The sequence below is a fragment of the Bifidobacterium sp. UTBIF-78 genome, assembly GCF_006408945.1.
GTDB lineage: Bacteria > Actinomycetota > Actinomycetes > Actinomycetales > Bifidobacteriaceae > Bifidobacterium > Bifidobacterium myosotis.
Map to the genome: position 1 here is coordinate 18,288 of NZ_JFAO01000011.1, position 19,416 is coordinate 37,703.

12 protein-coding genes are annotated in these 19,416 nt (G+C 61.7%); 5 read left to right on the forward strand and 7 right to left on the reverse strand.

Annotated features, from left to right (window positions below; all coding sequences use genetic code 11):
- The first annotated feature begins 65 nt into the window (after positions 1-65).
- Positions 66-497: a sterol carrier family protein gene (locus tag BG22_RS03025; RefSeq protein WP_094667269.1), complete on the forward strand. Its 432-nt coding sequence runs from the start codon at positions 66-68 to the stop codon at positions 495-497.
- Between the two features lie 123 nt (positions 498-620).
- On the opposite strand, the gene BG22_RS03030 is transcribed toward BG22_RS03025, so the two are convergent.
- Entirely contained in the window at positions 621-1,004 is a 384-nt protein-coding gene (locus BG22_RS03030; protein ID WP_094667270.1) for a DUF3073 domain-containing protein, read from the reverse strand.
- A 133-nt stretch (positions 1,005-1,137) separates the two neighbouring features.
- On the opposite strand from BG22_RS03030, the gene trpS reads away from it, so the two are divergent.
- Complete coding sequence (trpS, locus tag BG22_RS03035; RefSeq protein ID WP_094667271.1) at positions 1,138-2,229, forward strand: tryptophan--tRNA ligase; 1,092 nt, start codon at positions 1,138-1,140, stop codon at positions 2,227-2,229.
- Positions 2,230-2,817: 588 nt separating this feature from the next.
- Here trpS and BG22_RS03040 read toward each other — a convergent pair.
- Positions 2,818-3,807, reverse strand: coding sequence for a DUF559 domain-containing protein (locus tag BG22_RS03040; protein WP_140493078.1), 990 nt, complete (start codon positions 3,805-3,807; stop codon positions 2,818-2,820).
- Between the two features lie 522 nt (positions 3,808-4,329).
- Between BG22_RS03040 and BG22_RS03045 the strand changes: the two genes are divergently transcribed.
- Complete coding sequence (locus BG22_RS03045; protein WP_375137686.1) at positions 4,330-5,841, forward strand: amidohydrolase; 1,512 nt, start codon at positions 4,330-4,332, stop codon at positions 5,839-5,841.
- Positions 5,842-6,158: 317 nt separating this feature from the next.
- Here the strand turns inward: BG22_RS03045 and BG22_RS03050 are convergent, their stop codons facing one another.
- Together BG22_RS03050 and BG22_RS03055 are read right to left on the reverse strand one after the other, a co-directional pair.
- Positions 6,159-7,799: a sodium/proline symporter gene (locus tag BG22_RS03050; RefSeq protein ID WP_140493084.1), complete on the reverse strand. Its 1,641-nt coding sequence runs from the start codon at positions 7,797-7,799 to the stop codon at positions 6,159-6,161.
- Positions 7,800-8,000: 201 nt separating this feature from the next.
- The gene (locus BG22_RS03055) at positions 8,001-9,992 is read right to left on the reverse strand and encodes a threonine/serine exporter family protein (RefSeq protein ID WP_223852140.1); all 1,992 of its coding nucleotides are present in this window, start codon (positions 9,990-9,992) and stop codon (positions 8,001-8,003) included.
- A gap of 633 nt (positions 9,993-10,625) precedes the next feature.
- Between BG22_RS03055 and BG22_RS03060 the strand changes: the two genes are divergently transcribed.
- On the forward strand, positions 10,626-13,382 hold the full coding sequence (locus tag BG22_RS03060; RefSeq protein WP_140493090.1) for a phosphoenolpyruvate carboxylase: 2,757 nt from the start codon (positions 10,626-10,628) through the stop codon (positions 13,380-13,382).
- Positions 13,383-13,761: 379 nt separating this feature from the next.
- Here BG22_RS03060 and BG22_RS03065 read toward each other — a convergent pair whose 3' ends face one another.
- From BG22_RS03065 to ahpC, 3 genes are all read right to left on the reverse strand, one after another.
- Positions 13,762-15,411, reverse strand: a complete 1,650-nt coding sequence (locus tag BG22_RS03065; protein WP_140493093.1) for an RNA-binding domain-containing protein — start codon at positions 15,409-15,411, stop codon at positions 13,762-13,764.
- Positions 15,412-15,696: 285 nt separating this feature from the next.
- Positions 15,697-17,634, reverse strand: coding sequence for an FAD-dependent oxidoreductase (locus tag BG22_RS03070; protein WP_140493096.1), 1,938 nt, complete (start codon positions 17,632-17,634; stop codon positions 15,697-15,699).
- A gap of 176 nt (positions 17,635-17,810) precedes the next feature.
- Positions 17,811-18,374: an alkyl hydroperoxide reductase subunit C gene (gene ahpC / locus BG22_RS03075; protein ID WP_094667412.1), complete on the reverse strand. Its 564-nt coding sequence runs from the start codon at positions 18,372-18,374 to the stop codon at positions 17,811-17,813.
- A gap of 260 nt (positions 18,375-18,634) precedes the next feature.
- Between ahpC and BG22_RS03080 the strand changes: the two genes are divergently transcribed.
- The gene (locus BG22_RS03080; RefSeq protein ID WP_140493099.1) at positions 18,635-19,318 is read left to right on the forward strand and encodes a carbonic anhydrase; all 684 of its coding nucleotides are present in this window, start codon (positions 18,635-18,637) and stop codon (positions 19,316-19,318) included.
- The last annotated feature ends 98 nt before the right edge of the window (positions 19,319-19,416 follow it).

The window sequence follows — 19,416 nt, forward strand, 5'->3', positions numbered from 1 at the left end:
ACAGAACCGGCGAACCTCCGGACATGGGAGGCACGGAACACTATCAGTCATGCGAAGATGGAATCATGGCTGTGATTTTGGAGAAGGATCTGCCCCGCGGGCGCGAGGCGTTGCACCAATGGTACGAGGCGGCGCAGGAGGTGGCCGCGGCGGCGTCCGATCCTACGCAACGCCTTGCCGTTTCCCCGAAGCTGCCGCGTCCGGTATGGGCGATGGCCGTGCGCTATTCGCTGTTCCTGCTGGAACGGCGCGTCCCCGGGCCCGGGGTGGAGGTGCGCGTGGCGCCGTGGGGCGCGGTCAAAATCTTGGACGGCCCCGAATCGGACCCGCACAATCTCACCCCGCCCGACGTGATCGAGCTGGACCCGGACGTCTGGCTGCGGCTGGCCTGCGGCATCACCGCGTGGGCCGAGGAGAAGGAAGCGGGCCGTATCAGTGCGGTCGGCGAACGGGATGACCTGAGCGGGCTGCTGCCGCTGGTCGGTCCTGCACGGTAGGTCCCTGCACGGTAAGCCACAGCACAGCAAGTCACCTAATGAACCTATGAAAAAGGCGCCCGCCTATTGCGGACGCCTGAAATCATCGGAAATCATCCCGAATCCCGGACGAGACCGGATGTCTCACTTCTTCGGCTTGAGCGCGGACGGCATCGGCATCGGAATTGGACGATGCGGCACCGCCGGCTTGGCCGTGGTCTTCGGGAACTCGCCACTGGTCGCCTTCGCGGCGGCCTCGGCGGCCCACTTGGCGTATTCGTCAAGATCGTCATCGGCTGCCGGAGAAGCCGGTTCCTGATGATCATCCGTCACGGACGGTTCATGATCGCCGTCCGCATCGTGAGCAGTGTACTTGGCTTCGATATCGGCGAACGGATCGGGCGAGCCCGCCCCCGGCTCTTGCTCGCTCAATTCCTTTGCCAGCTCGTCATAATCGGTATCGGTAGTCAAATACTTGAGCTTACGGGCAATTTTCTGCTGCTTGGCTTTCTGACGTCCGCGGCCCATGCGACCCCCTGCGATTACTATGCTGTTCGATTCATCAACATACGAGAGTACCACTTGTTTGCGGCTTGTTCGTTGTCGGCTCACACTTTTACCATAAAAAGCGTTTATTTGAGGGCTATTCAAAGGATTTCGCATGACCGACGAGCAGCAATTGACAGCGGCTGGCAATGAAATGAGCGCGAGTTTCCTCGCCGCGAAGAAGCGTTCGGACGAAACGCTCGCCAAGCTGGAAGCCGAGCCCGGCAAGTTCACGATGCTCACCGGCGACAGGCCGACCGGCCGCCTGCACCTGGGCCACTACTTCGGCTCCATCAAGGAGCGCGTGGCCATGCAGAACAAGGGCGTGCACTCGAACATCATCATCGCCGACTATCAGGTGATCACCGACCGCGACACCACCGAGCACATTCAGGACAACGTGCTCAATCTGGTGCTCGACTACATGGCCGCCGGCATCGACCCGAAGAAGACCATGATCTACGCGCACTCCGCCGTGCCGGCCGAAAACCAGCTGCTGCTGCCGTTCCTGTCGCTGGTCACCGAGGCCGAGCTGCACCGCAACCCCACCGTGAAGTCCGAGATGGAGGCCTCCGGCCACGCGCTGACCGGCCTGCTGCTCACCTACCCGGTGCATCAGGCGTGCGACATCCTGTTCTGCAAGGCCAATGTGGTGCCGATCGGCAAGGACAACCTACCGCACATCGAAATCACCCGCACCATCGCCCGTCGTTTCAACGAGCGCTATGCCAAGAAGCACCCGGTGTTCCCGGAGCCGGCGGCTATCCTGTCCGACGCGCCGGAGATTCCGGGTCTCGACGGCCGCAAGATGAGCAAGTCGTACGGCAACTCCATCATGCTGGGCGCCACGGCCGAGGAGACCGCCAAGCTCATCAAGAAGAGCCCGACCGATTCCGAGCGTCGCATCACCTTCGACCCGATTGCCCGCCCGCAGGTCTCCGCGCTGCTGACCACCGCTGGCCTGGTGACCGGCCGCGACCCGAAGGACATCGCCGAGGAGATCGGCGATGCAGGTGCCGGCACCCTCAAGGCGTACGTGATCGAGTCCGTGAACAACTTCCTGGCTCCGCACCGTGAGCGCCGCGCCGAGCTGGCCAAGGACATGGACTACATCCGCGACGTGCTCGAGGACGGCAACAAGCGCGCCAACATCATCGCCGAGGAGACCCTCGACCAAGTGCGCGAGGCCATGGGCATGAAGTACTGATTTTTCACGCGTTTTCGGCATTCGCGCGCGGTTCCCTGCTTATCGCTGTGGCGAGGAGCAGGGAACCGTTGTATTTGCCGGCATTTGCGGCGATGCGCAACGCCCGAAAACGCTGTAACGAGGGGACAGGCAGTCATCAAGGTTCCACGCATATGCGGCTGCACGGCTTGGAGGCCCATTCAGGCTTTTCACGGCTCGACATCGCATTGGGCATCGGCCGTAAGGCGCCGCCACCCCGGAAATTGATGTATCTTGCTTGCAAGGGGTACATCCGGCCTTCTCCGGACAGCTATCTGCTTTGCAAGGGGTACCTACTCCTCGCAAACGGGTTTATACTCGCCGATATTGCGCGGACGCTACAAGTGATTCGCGGCTGCACGTACCCCTTGCAACGCAGATAGTTGTCTGCAGAGCCTCGGATGTACCCCTTGCAAAGGAGAAAGCCTCACACGTCCGCGGTATTGCGTTCATTGCGAGCGAATGACGCAGTATTGAAATATTTAATTAATGAATTAATGAATTACTTCATTAATTCATTAATTACTTCACGCGCCGCGCCGCTAACGTCAACGCCGATGCCCGCAGTCGTCAGACATCGTTGAAGGCGCCATCGACTAGCAGCAATGGCTCAAAACGAAGCTGTTCATGCATCGGCTTACGCCGAAGCGTCCTGGCATCGCATACCTGCAATATGGTCTTACGCGACGTAAGCGGCACCTGCTTGCCCGTAACTTCCTGTATCTGTTTTGCGATTCTTTGCGCAAGAGCCGCTTCGCCCTCGTCATCGCCGATATCAAGGTTGGTGACCTGAATGTACCTCCACCCCTCATCCTCGATGGCCTGTCGTCTTCGCACATCGTCGAGCCACCGACCAGCATGGTGGGAACCATCGTATTCAATGCAGACCTTGAATTCGGGATAGGCGAGATCAAGATACCATGACCGTCCGTTCTTCCTATCGAGGAATGGATAATTCACTTGAGGGCAGTCCAAACCGTATTTCATCACCGCCAGTCTCGTTCTGGTCTCCATCGAGGAATCCGTCCCGGCTCGGGCCACCAGCAATGCACGGCGGCAATTGTCGAAACCCTGGAACAGCTTCGCTCTTCGGCCTTCCTCGCGAATCGTACGGACATGCGCTTCCGCGACATCCAAATAGGCAATCAGCTCATCCATCTCGGCCCTGCGCAATCGCCGGTTTCGACGCATCATGGAATCGGCCAGTACGATGAGCTCCTCCAGTTCCAAATACGAGGAGAACATCGCCCACGTACAGGCCGGGGAGACACAGCGAAATTGCCGTTCGACCATGACCGTATCGATCGGGTAAGGCCATACCACCGCCGTAACCTCTTTCACCCGGTACTTCTTATTCGCATCTGAAACGGCAACCACGGTACCGGTCCGCAATCGTCCGCACTTCGCGGACAAGCGAGGCATCTCGATGGCTTGGAGTTCCAACGCGGTCGTCAGGGCATACGGCGGACGCCAACCACTGCGTCGTTGAATCTCCTCACACGTTTTCATGCGCTGATACTTCAGTTCCGTCAATTCCGTCAATGCAAGCGAATCGGCCATGATGCCTACCCCTTCGTAATGCGTGCCCCAATGCCTTGAGCGTAAACGATTCGCAAGGTCCCGTCCACCGCCTCAATTTTTCGGTGGATAAATGTGGACAAGTATGTGGATAACTCTATAGTGAAGACTCTATAGTGAAGACATATTCATGGTTTGCCGATGCCGACAATGAAGTTCCGGCGTACCGTCATCAGCTACTGCGAGGTGGACGAACCTTCACGCGCAACAGATTCCAAATCAGAGTACGAAATATGGAGACCGGGCGAATCCCTTCGGCATTCACATAACCGTGGCATGATGACGGATATGAGCAATTTGGTGCGTATCATCAATGCCGGTGTGCCCGGCTCCGATCGGCGTGTGGATATCGTGCTGGGCGATGGAACCGTCGTTGATGTGAAACCGACGTCCGCGTCCACCTTCACCTCCACAGCCACAACCACCTCCACAACCTCATCCACAGCCACCGGAGATTCGGCCGGTCGGGGTGCCGATAGCCCATTGGCCGGCTTGCCGCATACCATGCCGCACGGCATGAATCCCGACGATGCCTCCGAACAGACGGCGGACGTCACCACCATCGACGCTGATGGGCTGTGGGTCATTCCCGGTCTGTGGGACTGCCACACGCATTTCACGCAATGGGCCAAGACGCTCGGACGCCTTGACCTGATCGACGCCCGCTCCGCCGCCGAAGCGATGTCCATGCTGCGCGCGCATCTGGATGAACGACGCGCGGCCGGGACCCTCAACCCTGATGCGTTCGTGGTGGGCATGCGTTTCCGTCATTCGCTGTGGGCCGACGACGAGCAGCCCACGCTGGCGGCCATCGACGCCGCGTCCGGCGAGCAGCCGGTGGCGCTTTCCAGTGCGGACATGCACTGCGGATGGGTGAATTCGGCCGCAGCCAGACGACTCGGCGTCCACCCCGACGAACAGACCGGTCTGGTGGGCGAGCTCGAGTGGTTCAACGCGTACACGCAATTCGATTCGGCCCCGGGTGCCGCCGAGGAGACCGACCGGTTGTTGCGCGAGGCGGAGAAGGACGCTGCCGGCAAGGGCATCGTCGGCATCCGAGACTACGAAATGGCCGAGAACATCAACACATGGATCGCCCGTTTCTCGGCCGGCATCGACGGCTTGCGCGTGGATGCCGGCGTCTATCCCGAACGACTGCGGGAGGCGATCGACGCAGGCTGGCATACTGGCGACCCGCTACCCGGCAGCCACGGCCTGGGGCGCGTCGGCGCCATGAAGCTCATCGCGGACGGCTCGCTCAACACACGTTCCGCGTATTGCTCCACGCCGTATTCCGGCATCGAACCGCCGACCTACGGCGTCCTGAGCTACACGCCGCAGCAAATTGAGGATTACATGCGTCTGGCCACCGAGCACGGCTTCGACATCGCATGCCATGCCATCGGCGACGAGGCGAACACCATTGTGTTGAACGCGGCGAAGGCCGCCCACGCCCACGGTTCAATTGAGCACGCGCAAATGCTCAAGCCCCGGGATATCCCGCGTCTGGCGGCGCTGGGACTCGACGCAAGCATCCAGCCTCAGCATGCAATGGACGATCGCGACGTAATCGCCCGCTTCTGGGCCCATCCTGCCGGCGTCCCCTATCCGTTCCGCGCACTGGCCGACACCATGGCAGAGGCCAGGAAGGATGCGGAAGCGCACCGCGATACAGCTGCGAAGGCTGCGCCGCATGGCAGCCGATACGGTCTTGCGCGGTTGCGCATGGGATCGGATGCGCCGGTTGCTCCGCTTGACCCATGGCTGGCTATCTCCGCAGCCGTCTTCGCAACCGAGAGTTCCGATCGTGAGCCGTTCCAACCGGAGCAACGGCTTACCGCACATATGTCGCTGGCCGCTTCCACGGCCACGGGTCGCGATCATCTTTGCACGGGCGATCCGGCCGATGTGGTGCTGCTGGACGCCAATCCGTATGCCGTGTCCACACCTGAAGCCATGCGCGCCATGCCGAATCATGTCGTGATGACGTTGGTGAACGGCAACCGCGTTTACTAGACAACGGAAGCTCTGCACTATGAGACTCCCGGCGTTATGAGCTTTCTGCGTTGTAAGGGGTACATTTGCCTTGTCTCGGAAAGCTATCTGCTTTGCAAGGGGTACCTAATCGGCAACAATGCGAGTATGCATGTTGAAATTGCAACGCGCATACTCGGAATACCATCAATTAGGTACCCCTTGCAAAGCAGATAGCTGTCTGCAATGGGGCAAATGTACCCCTCACAAAGCAGAAACCCTCAACCTATGTGCCCCGCTCGCCCATTGCTAAGGGGTGGCTGCGCAGGCACACACACCACGCCGCGCCGGCAGCAGATTCACTTGCCGCCGCGAACCTCGGACTCCATGGCTTTCAGGGGTTCGTCGACCAGCACGGAACCGTTGGGCAGGGTGCCGGGCAACGGGTCGTCCATGTAGTGGTCGAATTCATAGAGCATGCGCTCGTCGGGACGCTTGGTCAGCAGCGAAACCACCACAATGAACAGCAACGAAACGATGAACGCCGGCAGCAGCTCATAGATGGCGAACACACCGCCAAGCGGCTTGACGAAGTTATGCCAAACCAGCACCGTGACCGTGCCGGACAACATGCCGGCGACGGCGCCCGCCTTGTTGGTACGCCGCCAGTACAGCGCGCTGAGCATGAGCGGGCCGAATGAGGCCCCCAGCCCGGCCCACGCGTAGGACACCACCTGGAAGATCGAGGAGTTCTGATCAAAGGCCACCAGAATGCCGAACAGGAACATGACGACCAGCGTCAAACGGGCCACGATCATGACCTGACGGTCCGTCGCCTGCTTGTGGAACAGGCCGCGGAAGATGTTCTCGCCCATCGCGGAGGCGCCGATGATCATGTACGACGAGCTGGAGCTCATGGAGGCCGCGAAGATGCCGGACACCACCACACCGCACACGAAGCTCGGCAGCAGGGTCTGCGCCAGCACGATGAAGATCGTCTCGGCGGAGGCTGCGGTGAGCAGGTGCGTGGGCATCATCGCGCGGCCGACCAGACCGATGCACACGGCGCTGGCCAGCGACAGCACGCACCACGAGGTGGCGATGATGCGGGACTTGCGCACCTCTTCGACGCTGCGGATCGACAGGAACCGCACCAGCACCTGCGGCATGCCGAAGTAGCCGAGACCCCATGCCAGCATCGACACGATGGTGATGACGCCGTAGTCGGAGGGCGCGCCGAACATCGCACGCCCGGTCTCCACGAGCTGCTGACCGGTGACCGGATCAAGCTGCGGCGCAGCCACCTGCGTACCCGAAAGGAAGCCGGGGATGGACTGCAGGAACGCGACGGTGTTGCCGATGCCACCGGCGGAGGCCACCGTGCCGATGAACACCACGGCAAGGGCGAAGAACATGAGCATGCCTTGGATGAAATCGGTCATCACCACGGACAGGTATCCGCCGACGATGGTGTAGACGAACACCACCAGCGCGCCGACGATCATCATGACGTGATAGTCGAAGCCGAAGAGCGCGTTGAAGAGCTTGCCGACGGTGACGAAGCAGCTGCCCACGTATACGCAGAAGAACACCAGAATAATGATCGCCGCAAGAGTGGAGATGACGCCGCGCCGGTCATGGAACCGTTTGGCGAAGAAGTCGGGGATGGTGATGGCGTCGCCCGCCACCACCGAGTAGCGGCGCAGTCGGCGGGCCACCAGCTTCCAGTTGAGATAGGTGCCCAATGCCAGACCGATCGAGGTCCACATCGGGTCGGCCGCGCCGGTGAAATAGGCCAGACCCGGCAGGCCCATGAGCAGCCAGCCGGACATGTCGGAGGCCTCGGCGCTCAGGGCGGTCAGCCACGGCCCCACGCCGCGTCCGCCGGCGAAGTACTCCTTGGAGGAGGAGTTGGACCGTTTGGAGTAGATGAATCCGATCGACAACATGGCCGCGAAATAGATGACCATGGCCAGCAGGATCCAGAAATCGTTCGCCAACTGTGTTCCTCTCTCTATTGACGCCCGCGAATCGCCGGTGATGATCGAAATTGCCGATTGCGATGCGGGTCAGAGCGGCGATTGCCGTCGTTCGCATGATGGTAGCGGATACGGCCCCCTATGCGTCTTGCGCCGTCACCATGCTGAGACACGCCGCCGCGCGCTTCATGCGCTTGAGACGCTGCAAATGCTTCAGACGCCTCAGATGTCGTATCGCCAGGATTTATCCGTGATCACGCGGGCCATGGCCAGACCAATCGGCAGACAGATAATCACCATGAACGCACGGAACGCCCAGTCCAGCGCATTCAATGTGTCGAAGCTGCCGAGGTACCACATGGCACGGTACATATACAGGCCCGGAACCATGATCACGATGGAGGGCACGGTCAGACAGATGCGCGGATATCCCAGATGCGGCGGCAGCCAACCCTTGCGTACGGACGAACGCCACGCAGAGGCGAGCAGCCCTGCGAGCAATGCGCCGATAAACGCACCGGCTTCAGGCGGCACGTTCAGCAACTCGACGAGTTCCAGTCGCAACGTGTCGGTGATGGCGCCGATGAGCGCGGCGACCAGGCACATGCGCTGCGGCGAATTGAACATGATGGAGAAGCCCCACACGCCGAGGAACGCGAACACGAAGCGCAACACCCCGTTCACCCAGACATTCAGGCCCAATGGCTCGAACCCGGTGGGGTTCAGATGCACGATGGTGGCGACCATCCAGCCTGCGAGCGTGGCCATCAGCACGATGCACAGGAAGTACATCAGGCGTTGGATACCGGACGGGAAGTCGATTTTGGCCATGTCCAATCCGCTGGTGATCAGCGGGAAGCCAGGAATGACGAACAGCATGGCGCCGATGTAGGCGGTGTCATGCTGCAGCGCCACCGGGTCGAACAGGCCGATGAGGCGCAGCGTGCCGGTGCATGCGAGCGCCGCCACCGCCACGCACACGAAGGTGACGAAGAACTGGTTGAGGTGGTGCTTGAACAGCCGGCGACGCAGCCAGTGCCCGAGGCCGGCGCCGACGAACGCGCCAATCATGTCGTACGGACCGCCGCCGAGCAGGAACACGAAGGATGCGCAGGCGATGGCCGAGGCGAGTCCGGCGAAGGCCGGGGAATAGAGCGGCTTGCGGCGTTCGATCATATCGAGACGCTGGTGGGCCTGCCGCACGGTGATGCCCGGGCGACCGGAGACCGGCGACTTGCCGACGTGGTCGAAGTGCGCGGCGTATTCACCCTTCGGGGGCTTGTGGGCATGGCCTCGCCGATCGGTCGCAGCAGACGAGATGAAGCCGTCGTCCGGTGCGGCGCCGTGGCGGCCCGCATGGCCGTGGCCACCGTGGATGTCGTGGTCGTCGCTCCGGCGCGCCGCCGCCGAAGAAGCATCACGTTCGGCTTCGCGGCCATGCTCGTCACTGAGGCGATCGCTCAGTTCGGTGAAGTCGACGCCCATGACTTCGGAATCCGATTGGCCGCCCTCGGCACCATGGCGATGACGCTGCTCGGCGATCTCCTGCTCCTCGCGCTCGGCGACCTCGGCGCGCGCGGCCAACGACTCGGTCATCGCGGACTGGGACCAGTCCGTCTCATGCACATCGAGCTGTTCGGCGAGGGGCTGCCCGGGATCGGTGTGCCGGCTGGCTTCCTCGAGCGCATCGAGCACGGCATCCTGGCCTTCCTGCGCGGCAGACCCGGCTTGGTCATGCCGTACCTCGGCTTCCTGGGCCTCGGCCTGACGCTCCTTCTGTTCCTCCCGAATCCGCTTGGACAGGTCGGCGGAAAGCTGCGAGGCGTCTTTGACGTCAAGGTGACGCATCAGTCCGCGCGACACCTCCGAGGTTTTGTGGTACATCGACTCCTCGCCGAGGTTCACGCTGAACCAGTCGGCGAAGTGCTCAAGCAGCCAGATGCGCTCGGTGTTGACGCCGGTGGTCGGCAAATCGATGACTTCGGTGATGCGGTCCTTGCCGTCCGTGCAGGCGGCTTCGATGTCCGTGAGGTTGACGTCCGCGCGCACATGCACGCCGAGCGGATAGGCGATGCGATGCATCATCTCGCGCACGCGGAACGAACCGGTGCCGGCCGACAGATCCAGCAGGCCGACGCGCACAATCACGCTCGCCTTGGCCGCGATGCCCGCCTCGGCGATGGGCTTGTCCCAGTCGCGCTCGATGTCCTCCATATCCAGAGGGATGGAATGGGTGTGGAAGTGCTGCACGGCGATGGCGCCGTGTTCGTTGGGTTTGCGGTGTTCCTGATGCGCCTGCGGGTGCTCGATGTGGTCCGTCTGCTGCTGCATGCGATTCCCCGGTTCCTGCTGATTTCTCGACTTTTGACTGTTGTAGTTTGCGTGACTGTTGTATTGCCGCTTCCACGGCGGATTGCAAAGCGTCCACCGCCATGGATTCCTGTGTGCATACGTACAGGAATACCGGCTCGTTTCGGCCTGGTCATACCTGTCTCGCGACGTCACGCATGGCATGCACGAATGCATCGCGCGTCAGAACACTCATGGCCCGCCAGCAATTCAACGTACCCCGCGCCCCTCCCCGGCCAGATACGCGCCCACGCAGCAATTTCATATTACGGACATTTTCCGAACGCCATATGAGACGGCAGGCTGACGGCGGCACAACATCAATCGAACAGTGGACTTCGTAACGTAAGTGGCGATTATGCGGGGATACACTGTTGCCCACACGACAACCACGTTGAATACGGGCTGTGGGCTTGCAACGACTGGCCTCAACAACCGCGGAGGAGCCGCGGACGACCAGTAGACCGAGCAACCTGATATTCGGCAAAGGAGGTTATATTGGCATCAGAAGAAGCAGAACAGATCACTCCAGCTGACGCCGCCATCGTCACCACCGGAACCGGCAAGAAGGGTCCGGAGGAGCATGATCTTCCCGAAAACCTCAAGTACGACATGGATTTGTGTCTGCGAATCCTGCGTGACGTACTGGGTGAATACAACCCCGAACTGCTTTCCACGTTCGACACCGTGCGCAACTACGCGGTGGAGGCCAGCGCGGAGCACTTCGGCGGCATGGAGGACCCGAATCCGGGACATGACGGCCTAAAGGCGGCCGTGGACGTCATCGACAACATGACCCTGCATGATGCCCAGTTGCTCGCCCGCGCATTCGCCACCTACTTCCATCTGGCGAACCTGTCCGAGGAGAACTACCGCGTCTCCGTGCTGCACAGCCGTGAGAACAAGGTGTCCGAGGACCAGGCGGTCGATCCGATCAACGAGCTCACCGTGGCCTACCACCAGCTCATCAATGAGATGGGCCCGGCCAAGGCCAAGGAACTGCTCGATCGCCTCGAATTCCACCCCGTCTTCACGGCGCACCCCACCGAGGCCCGCCGCAAGGCCGTGGAAGGCAAGATTCGCCGTATCTCCGAACTGCTCGAAGCGCACAAGCGTCTGGGCGGATCGGACAAGAAGGAGAACCTGCGCCGTCTCTACAACGAGATCGACGCGCTCTTCCGCACCTCGCCGATCGCACTGAAGAAGCCGACCCCTGTCGAAGAGGCGGATACGATTCTCGACATCTTCGACAACACGCTCTTCCACACGATTCCGGCCGTCTACCGTCGCTTCGACGATTGGGTGCTGGGCGACAAGGCCGGTCTGGTGCCGCCCGTCTGCCCCGCGTTCTTCCATCCCGGCAGCTGGATCGGCTCCGACCGCGACGGCAACCCGAACGTCACCGCCAAGGTGAGCCGTCAGGTGGCCCGCAAGTTCTCCGACCATGTGCTGGCCGCGCTTGAGGAGTCCACCCGCACCGTGGGCAAGAACCTCACGATGGAGGCCGAGACCACCCCGCCGAGCGCCGCGCTCAAGAGCCTGTGGAGCCATCAGAAGGAGATGAGCGAGCGCCTGACCGACAAGGCCGCGCTGATCTCCACCAAGGAGCTGCACCGCGCCGTGATGCCGGTGATCGCCGATCGCCTGCACTACACCATCGAGCGTGACGCCGACCTGATGTACCACACCTGCGACGATTTCATCGCCGACCTCAAGACCGTCCAGCAGTCGCTGGCCGACGCGGGCGCCAAGCGCTCCGCCTACGGCCCGCTGCAGGACCTCATCTGGCAGGCCGAGACCTTCGGCTTCCACATGGTCGAGATGGAGTTCCGTCAGCATTCCGTGGTGCATTCCCGTGCCCTCGCGGACATCCGCGAGCACGGCCTGCACGGCGAACGCGGCGAACTGCAGCCGATGACCCACGAGGTGCTCGACACCTTCCGCGCCCTCGGCTCGATTCAGAAGCGCAACGGCCTCAAGGCCGCGCGCCGCTACATCATCTCCTTCACGAAGAGCGCCCAGAACATCAAGGATGTCTACGAGCTCAACCGTCTCGCCTTCGCCCATCCGGAGGACGTGCCGACCATCGACGTGATCCCGCTGTTCGAGCAGCTCGAGGATCTGCAGAACTCGGTGGACGTGCTCGAGGAAATGATTAAGATCCCCGAGGTCCAGGCGCGCCTGAAGGCCACCGGCAACAAGCTCGAGGTCATGCTCGGCTACTCCGACTCCTCGAAGGACGCCGGCCCGACCTCCGCCACGCTGGCCCTGCACTCCGCCCAGGAGCGCATCGCCAAGTGGGCCGAATCGCACAACATCGACCTGACCCTGTTCCATGGCCGCGGCGGCGCCGTCGGTCGTGGCGGCGGCCCGGCCAACCGCGCGGTGCTCGCCCAGCCGGTCGGTTCCGTCAAGTGCCGCTTCAAGCTCACCGAACAGGGCGAGGTCATCTTCGCCCGCTACGGCAACCCGGTGCTGGCCATCCGCCACGTCGAGTCCGTGGCCGCGGCGACCCTGCTGCAGTCCGCCCCGAGCGTGGAGAAGCGCAACACGGATATGACCGTCAAGTACGCGGACATGGCCAACCAGCTGGATGAGGCCGCTCACGAGCGCTTCCTCGACTTGCTGCACACGCCGGACTTCGCCCAGTGGTTCTCCACCGTGACGCCGCTGACCGAGATCGGTCTGCTGCCGATCGGCTCCCGCCCGGCCAAGCGTGGCCTCGGCGCGAAGTCGCTGGACGACCTGCGCACGATTCCGTGGATCTTCTCTTGGGCTCAGGCCCGCATCAACCTGGCCGCCTGGTACGGTCTGGGAACCGCGTGCGAGAAATTCGGCGATCTGCAGACGCTGCGCGAGGCGTACGAGGAATGGCCGCTGTTCTCCACCTTCATCGACAACATCGAGATGTCCATCGCCAAGACGGACGAGCGCATCGCCAAGATGTACCTCGCCCTCGGCGACCGTGAGGATCTCAACGATAAGGTGCTCAGCGAGATGGAACTCACCCGCAAGTGGGTGCTCGACATCGTCGGCGACAAGTGGCCGCTCCAGCACCGTCATGTGCTCGGCCAGGCCATCCGCATTCGCTCTCCGTATGTGGACGCCCTGTCGCTCACCCAGGTGCTCGCCCTGCGTTCGCTGCGCAAGAAGGTGGACAAGGAAGAACTCAGCCACAGCCAGCAGGCCGGGTTCATCTATCTCATCCTCTGCACCGTTTCGGGCGTCGCCGCAGGCCTGCAGAACACGGGCTGATTTTCGGCATCGACACCTATCCTCGGGAAGCCCCGCTCACCAGAGCGGGGCTTCCCCGTTTTTATGCCGCACGAAAATCGGCATACGAAGAGCCCCGAAGGCTAAGCCGCACATATAATCACCGCATTTGAGAACCCCGCATCCCCCTGGTTCTCATCCCAATCGGCACCGTCAGCCGCCAGAGCTCACCCAAGTCATTCATCGCCGAGCTGCGCCCGCACCCCCAGGAGCGGAAAACCTCCTTTGCCGGCTATTCGATTCCCGGCAAAGACTCAAATCCTTTCAATAATTCTTTCATGTAAGAACTCGAATTCTTACATGAAAGAATTATTGAAAGGAGAGTGAAAGGATATGCGATATGCACGCCTGCTCATACCGGTCACACCAATACATAACGCGATGACGGTCCGCTCCCCTCGCGCCGCAGTTTATTACCGTCCTCCAGTTGCTTCAGCAACCTATACGCGCTGATATAACTCAGCCCAAACAAATCCATGACATCTGCCGTGGCAACGGTGCCTCCATTTTTCTCGGCGAACTCCAGAATAAGACCCTTACGACGCGTGGCATCAATAGTGCGCTGCCGCACATAGGACGTCATGCCATCAGAACGCTTATACACCTGCGCACTCAGCATATACGCTCGCGTACCACCGTTTCCGACCCCCTCCACAAGGCCCGACTCCACCAGGCTTTCAACAGCGGAAGTGATACGACGGTGCTCCAGATGAGAGAACTCACCAAGCTGGGACAACGTCAATCTGCGGTGCTCCTTCAATAGCGAAAGCACAATCAACGACCAAACCGGCAGCGGAGCGCCACGTCGTCGCTCCTCGTCACCGATCATTGCCACGAACGCCTTATCCGGTACCATACGGCGTAAGAACAGAACAACCTCTTCGGCGCTGGACTGCGAATAATCAGGGAACGCGCCACCCGACGCGAGCGATCCCGCATAAATGGTGTCCACCCCTCGACCGGTCCGCTCAACATATCCAGCAGCTTTGAGAATCAGGGCAAGCTGCGGATTGCGCGAACGAGGTTGTGCAGTGAGCAGATTAGCCTCGGAGACTCCCTCGATAAATCCCCCGGGATTGGCTATGGTCAATCCTTCATCGTCAACCAGAAATCTCACCGAACCCATCCGCGCATAATCGCGATGGCAAAACGCGTTGATCATCGCTTCGCGGAACGCCCCATGGTCGAAATCAGGTAAATCGACGCGGATAAGACCACTCATGATTTCATGACTGGGGTTCCATGGCTCCATCAGTTCACCGATACGATCAAACATATCCACCAACGGCAATATGAATGGATCCGTGTTGACCTTGGGAACCAGACCTTTCATCACCTGAAACACCGCAGATGCAGCGGGGACCGATCGGCGAATAGCATCGATGGATCCGATGGTCAACAAACCAGCAACGGACGGCTGCAGCCCATAGGGGCCGTCAACCACTAACTCGAGCGCCCGATCGAAATCCTCGTCGTCAAAAGACAGCAATGAATTATGAGCGTTGGCGCTGCGAATATGACTTCTCAACTTGTTCCGCGACTCAGAACTCAAATCGCTCAGCTGCGCTTCCGGAGCCGGCTGCGCACTGAAATCATAGGAGCGCTGCTGGGATAGACGGCTGATGAATTGCGCAACGAACAACGGAACGACTTCCGGTGTTCCGTCTGCTTTAAGACGGCGCTGCAGCGTCTTTCCCTGACTGGTGGATACAATCTGTTGGCTATTGTCCACTTCAATGCTCACTACAGGTTTGCCGTTTTCCTGCAATAACGCAACACGCACGGAAAGCTGCGGCACTGTTTTATTGAAAATGAAAGCCGCCAGCCCATTGATATTCCGGTGATGCTTGTCCACACCGGTCACGATTCCGTCATCCTCCACGCCAAGGTACAGGACGCCACCTTGCGTGTTAGCCAGCGCCACCACATTATCCACAATTTCGTCATCGGTCTGCGGTCTGCGTTGCTCGCTTTTGAACTCTACGGTCAGGCTTTCCTTGTCGGGAATCATCGCCGCGGTCCTTTCCCATTTCACCACTCTTTCAATAATTCTAACATGTAAGAATTCAAGTTCTTACATGAAAGAATTATTGAAAGGAAAGTGAAAGATGCCGGCGTTCGGGATTCGACGCCATACTCCGGGGGATGAAACCCTGCGCATCGCACATGACAATGCCCGGAATCCGTTGCATCCGAATTCCGGGCATGTGCGACTGTGATGAGGACCAGTCTCGGGATTGCGAGGACCGCAAGGCAGGTTTTCGGGAATTCCGGGAATCCCAGAAAGCCCGAAAATCTAGGCGCCGACGAGCTCGAGCATCTGGGGGATGCTCTTCTTGCCGAATTCGACCGTCTGGGCGCCGTCAGGCCGGTTGATGACGATGCAGGGCACGCTCATCGCACCGTACTGGTCCTTGAGCTCCGGGAAGTGCGAGACATCGTAGGCCTCGGCACGCACGGCCGGGTTCAGCGATGCGATGCGCTGCGCGGACAGCACGGTCTCCGGGCACATCGTGCAGGTCAGGGAGACGAGAATCATGATGTCGGTCGGCTCCTTGATCGCCGCCGCGCGCTCCTTGAGGTCATCGCCAAGCGGCTGGCCGGGGCCGGCCGCGTTGTACAGGCCCAGCACGAACGAGTTGAACTCGTGGCCCGAGGGCACGCCGTGGAAGGCGAGACCAGTGAAAGTCAGGACGCTCTTGTCGGCGCCATCGCCTTCGGCCGCGACGCACAGACGCACGACCGGGCGGGCGAGCGGCAGCACGCCGGCCGGGTCGAACTCGGCACGACCGGAATCGTCCAACGAACCGTACAGCGGCAGCGACACGGCACCGTCACCGGAGTCACCGGAGTCGGCGCCAGCGCCCGGAAGCACGACCTCCAGCGGCTCGCCGACCACCAGACCGGCCGGCGCGGACGAGCCGTCGATCGCGGTGACCAGTCCTGCGGCGTCCACGGCCACGGAATTCAGCTTACCGCCGGACAGTGCGACCATCTCGCCCACGAATCCCTGCAATTCCGCGGAAAGCGGGGTGTCATCCAGCTCAAGGGCCAGCGTGATCGGGCGCGTCATGCGACCGAATACCACACCCAGCTGCTGCTTGATGGCGGCGGAGAACAGTTCGCCGGGCTGCTTCGCCGTCTGTGCGGCGGCCGCGGCGGCATCAGCGCTGCGCTTGGCGGGGGCCGGGGCCGGCGTGGTGCCTGGCGCGGCGGAGGCGTCGGACGCCGCCTCGGCCTTCTCGTACGCGGAGGCGGTGGGGCGCGGCGGCACCAGACCGGTCTTCTCGCTCAGCTGCTTGGCATACCGTTCCAGCTCCACGGCCGCGATCGCACCGTCGGCGGTGGCGGTGACCACCTGACGCAAGTTCTTGACGCGCAGGTCGCCGGCCGCATACACGCCGGGCACGGAGGTCTCAAGATAACCGTGCGTGACCACATAGCCGTGGTCGTCGAGCTCGACCACGCCGCGCACGAGCTGGGTGGCGGGCACATATCCGGCGAAGACGAACACGCCGAAGGTGCCGCCATCGGCGGGCTTCCACGTCTCGGTCTCGCCGGTGGCCCGATCGAGGATCGCCGCCTCGCGCAGGCCGCCCTGACCGGCCGTGACACCCTTGAGCTCGACGCCGTAGCGCACGTCGATCTTGGGGTTGTTCTTGGCCTCGGCGGCGACGGAAGCGTCGCAGGTGAAGTCGTCCTCGCGCACGAGCACGGTGACCTTGGAGGCGTACTTGGTGAGGAACACCGACTCCTCGGCTGCGGCGAACCCGCCGCCGATGACCAGCACCTCCTTGCCGGTGAAGAACTCGCCGTCGCAGGTGGCGCAATAGGCCACGCCGCGACCGGCATACTCGGCCTCGCCCTCGAAGCCGAGCTTGCGCGGGGAGGCACCGGTGGCGATGAGGATGCCGAAGGTCTTCAGGTCGCCGCGCGAGGTGTGCACGGTCTTGACATCGCCGTCGACGTCAAGACCGGTGGCCTCGGCGGACAGGAACTCGGCGCCGAAGTCCTGGGCCTGCTGACGCATGGTCTGGGTGAGCGCGCGGCCGGTGGTGCGACCGACGCCCGGATAGTTCACGACCTCGTTGGTGATGGTGATCTGCCCGCCGAAATCGTCCTTTTCGAGGACGAGCACACGGTAGCGGGCGCGGGCGAGGTACAGACCGGCGGTGAGGCCCGCAGGACCGCCGCCGATGACCACGACGTCGTAGAGATTGTTGGTCTGAGTCATGATCGAAACTCCTTACATACATACAGCGGCTCCCCTCTCTGAAGGGAGCTGTCGAACGCAGTGAGACTGAGGGGAGCATATTGGATTGAGCTAGCTTTCGCGAGCACTCCCCTTAGTCGCTTTCCGCGACAGCTCCCCCTTAGAGAGGGGAGCCAAAGTTACCTATTCAGCGCAGATCAGAGCTGGCCGACGAGGTCGAGGCTGGGCTCGATGGTCTCCTCGCCCGGGGTCCAGTTGGCGGGGCAGACCTGATCGCCGTGCGCGTAGACGAACTGGGAGGCCTGCACGCGGCGCAGCAGCTCCTCGGCGTTGCGGCCCACGTTGGAGGAGATGACCTCGTAGGCCACGACCTTGCCCTCCGGGTTCACGATGAAATCGCCACGCTCGGCCATGCCGTCGGCCTCGTTGTAGGTGTCGAGGTCCTTGGCCAGCACGGCGGTGGGGTCGGCGAGCATCGGGTACTGGATCTTGGCGATCTTCTCGTTGGCGTCATGCCACGCCTTGTGCACGAAGTGGGTGTCGGTGGAGACGGAGTAGATTTCGCAGCCGATCTCCTTGAACTTCTCGTAGTTCTTGGCGAGGTCTTCGAGCTCGGTGGGGCACACGAAGGTGAAGTCGGCCGGGTAGAAGAAGAACAGGGACCAGTGGCCGAGCACGTCCGCCTTGGTCACCTCGTGGAATTCGTTGTTCTGGAAGGCGTTCACCTTGAAATCGGTGAGCTCGTGCTGCAGAAGAGTCATATTCGGTCCTTTCCTGACTAAGTACTGACTGAGTACCGTTACCGACTCCATCGTAACCTGACCGCTCCCGGTTCGGGCGAAATCGGCCTATGACCCTCGTCACAGCCGTCCCGCTCCTTTGGCCGCGAATCACCCGGCCTGCTCTTTGCTCACACCCGCCCCACAGCCGCCCACAGCCGCCCCCATCAGCGAACGAGCCCGGGTGATGACCCCGTTCCAAGTAAGATGGAACCGTACGAACCATTGATCATGGAGGTGTCATGGCTCAGGCAGATTCCCTGGCGGAGGCCACCGCGAACGCGACGTGGAGCCGCATGTTGCAGGGCAACCGTCGTTTTTATACGGGCAAGGCGGAGCATCCCTGGCAGGACAAGGAGACCCGTCACATGCTCACCGACGGGCAGAATCCGGATGCGGCCGTGCTGGCCTGCGCGGATTCACGCGTTCCCCCCGAAATCATCTTCGATCAGGGTCTGGGCGACCTGTTCACCGTGCGCACCGCCGGCCAGATCATCGACGACGCGGTGGTGGCATCGCTGGAATACGCGGTCAACAAGCTGCATGTGAGTCTCCTCTGCGTGCTCGGCCACGCCCGCTGCGGCGCGCTGGAGACCGCGGACCGCGAGCTTGACGAGCTCATGCACTCGATCACCGCCAACGCCGACGACTCGTTGGCCACTGCGGACGCCATCGACGACTTCGATGAGCAGATCGCCAACTCGGATTCCATCGTGATGCGGCAGGCCGGCATGTCCGTGTGGCAGGCCCGCGAGGCCGAACTGGAGTGCGCCGAGGATTTCGAGCGCGTGCATGTGGCGCGCACCATCGAAATGCTGGTGGACCGCTCCCCCGCGATTCAGCAGGCCCTCGCCGAGGAGCGTCTGATGATCGTGGGCGCACGGTACGAGCTGGAGTCCGGCAAGGTCGAGGTGCTGAGCTTCTGAGGCATGATGCTGTCCGGCACGGCTCCCCCGCTCCGGCTTCCGATGCGGCTTCCTACCCGGTGAGGTGGGAGCCGAGACGAGAGTGCCGGAGCGAAACC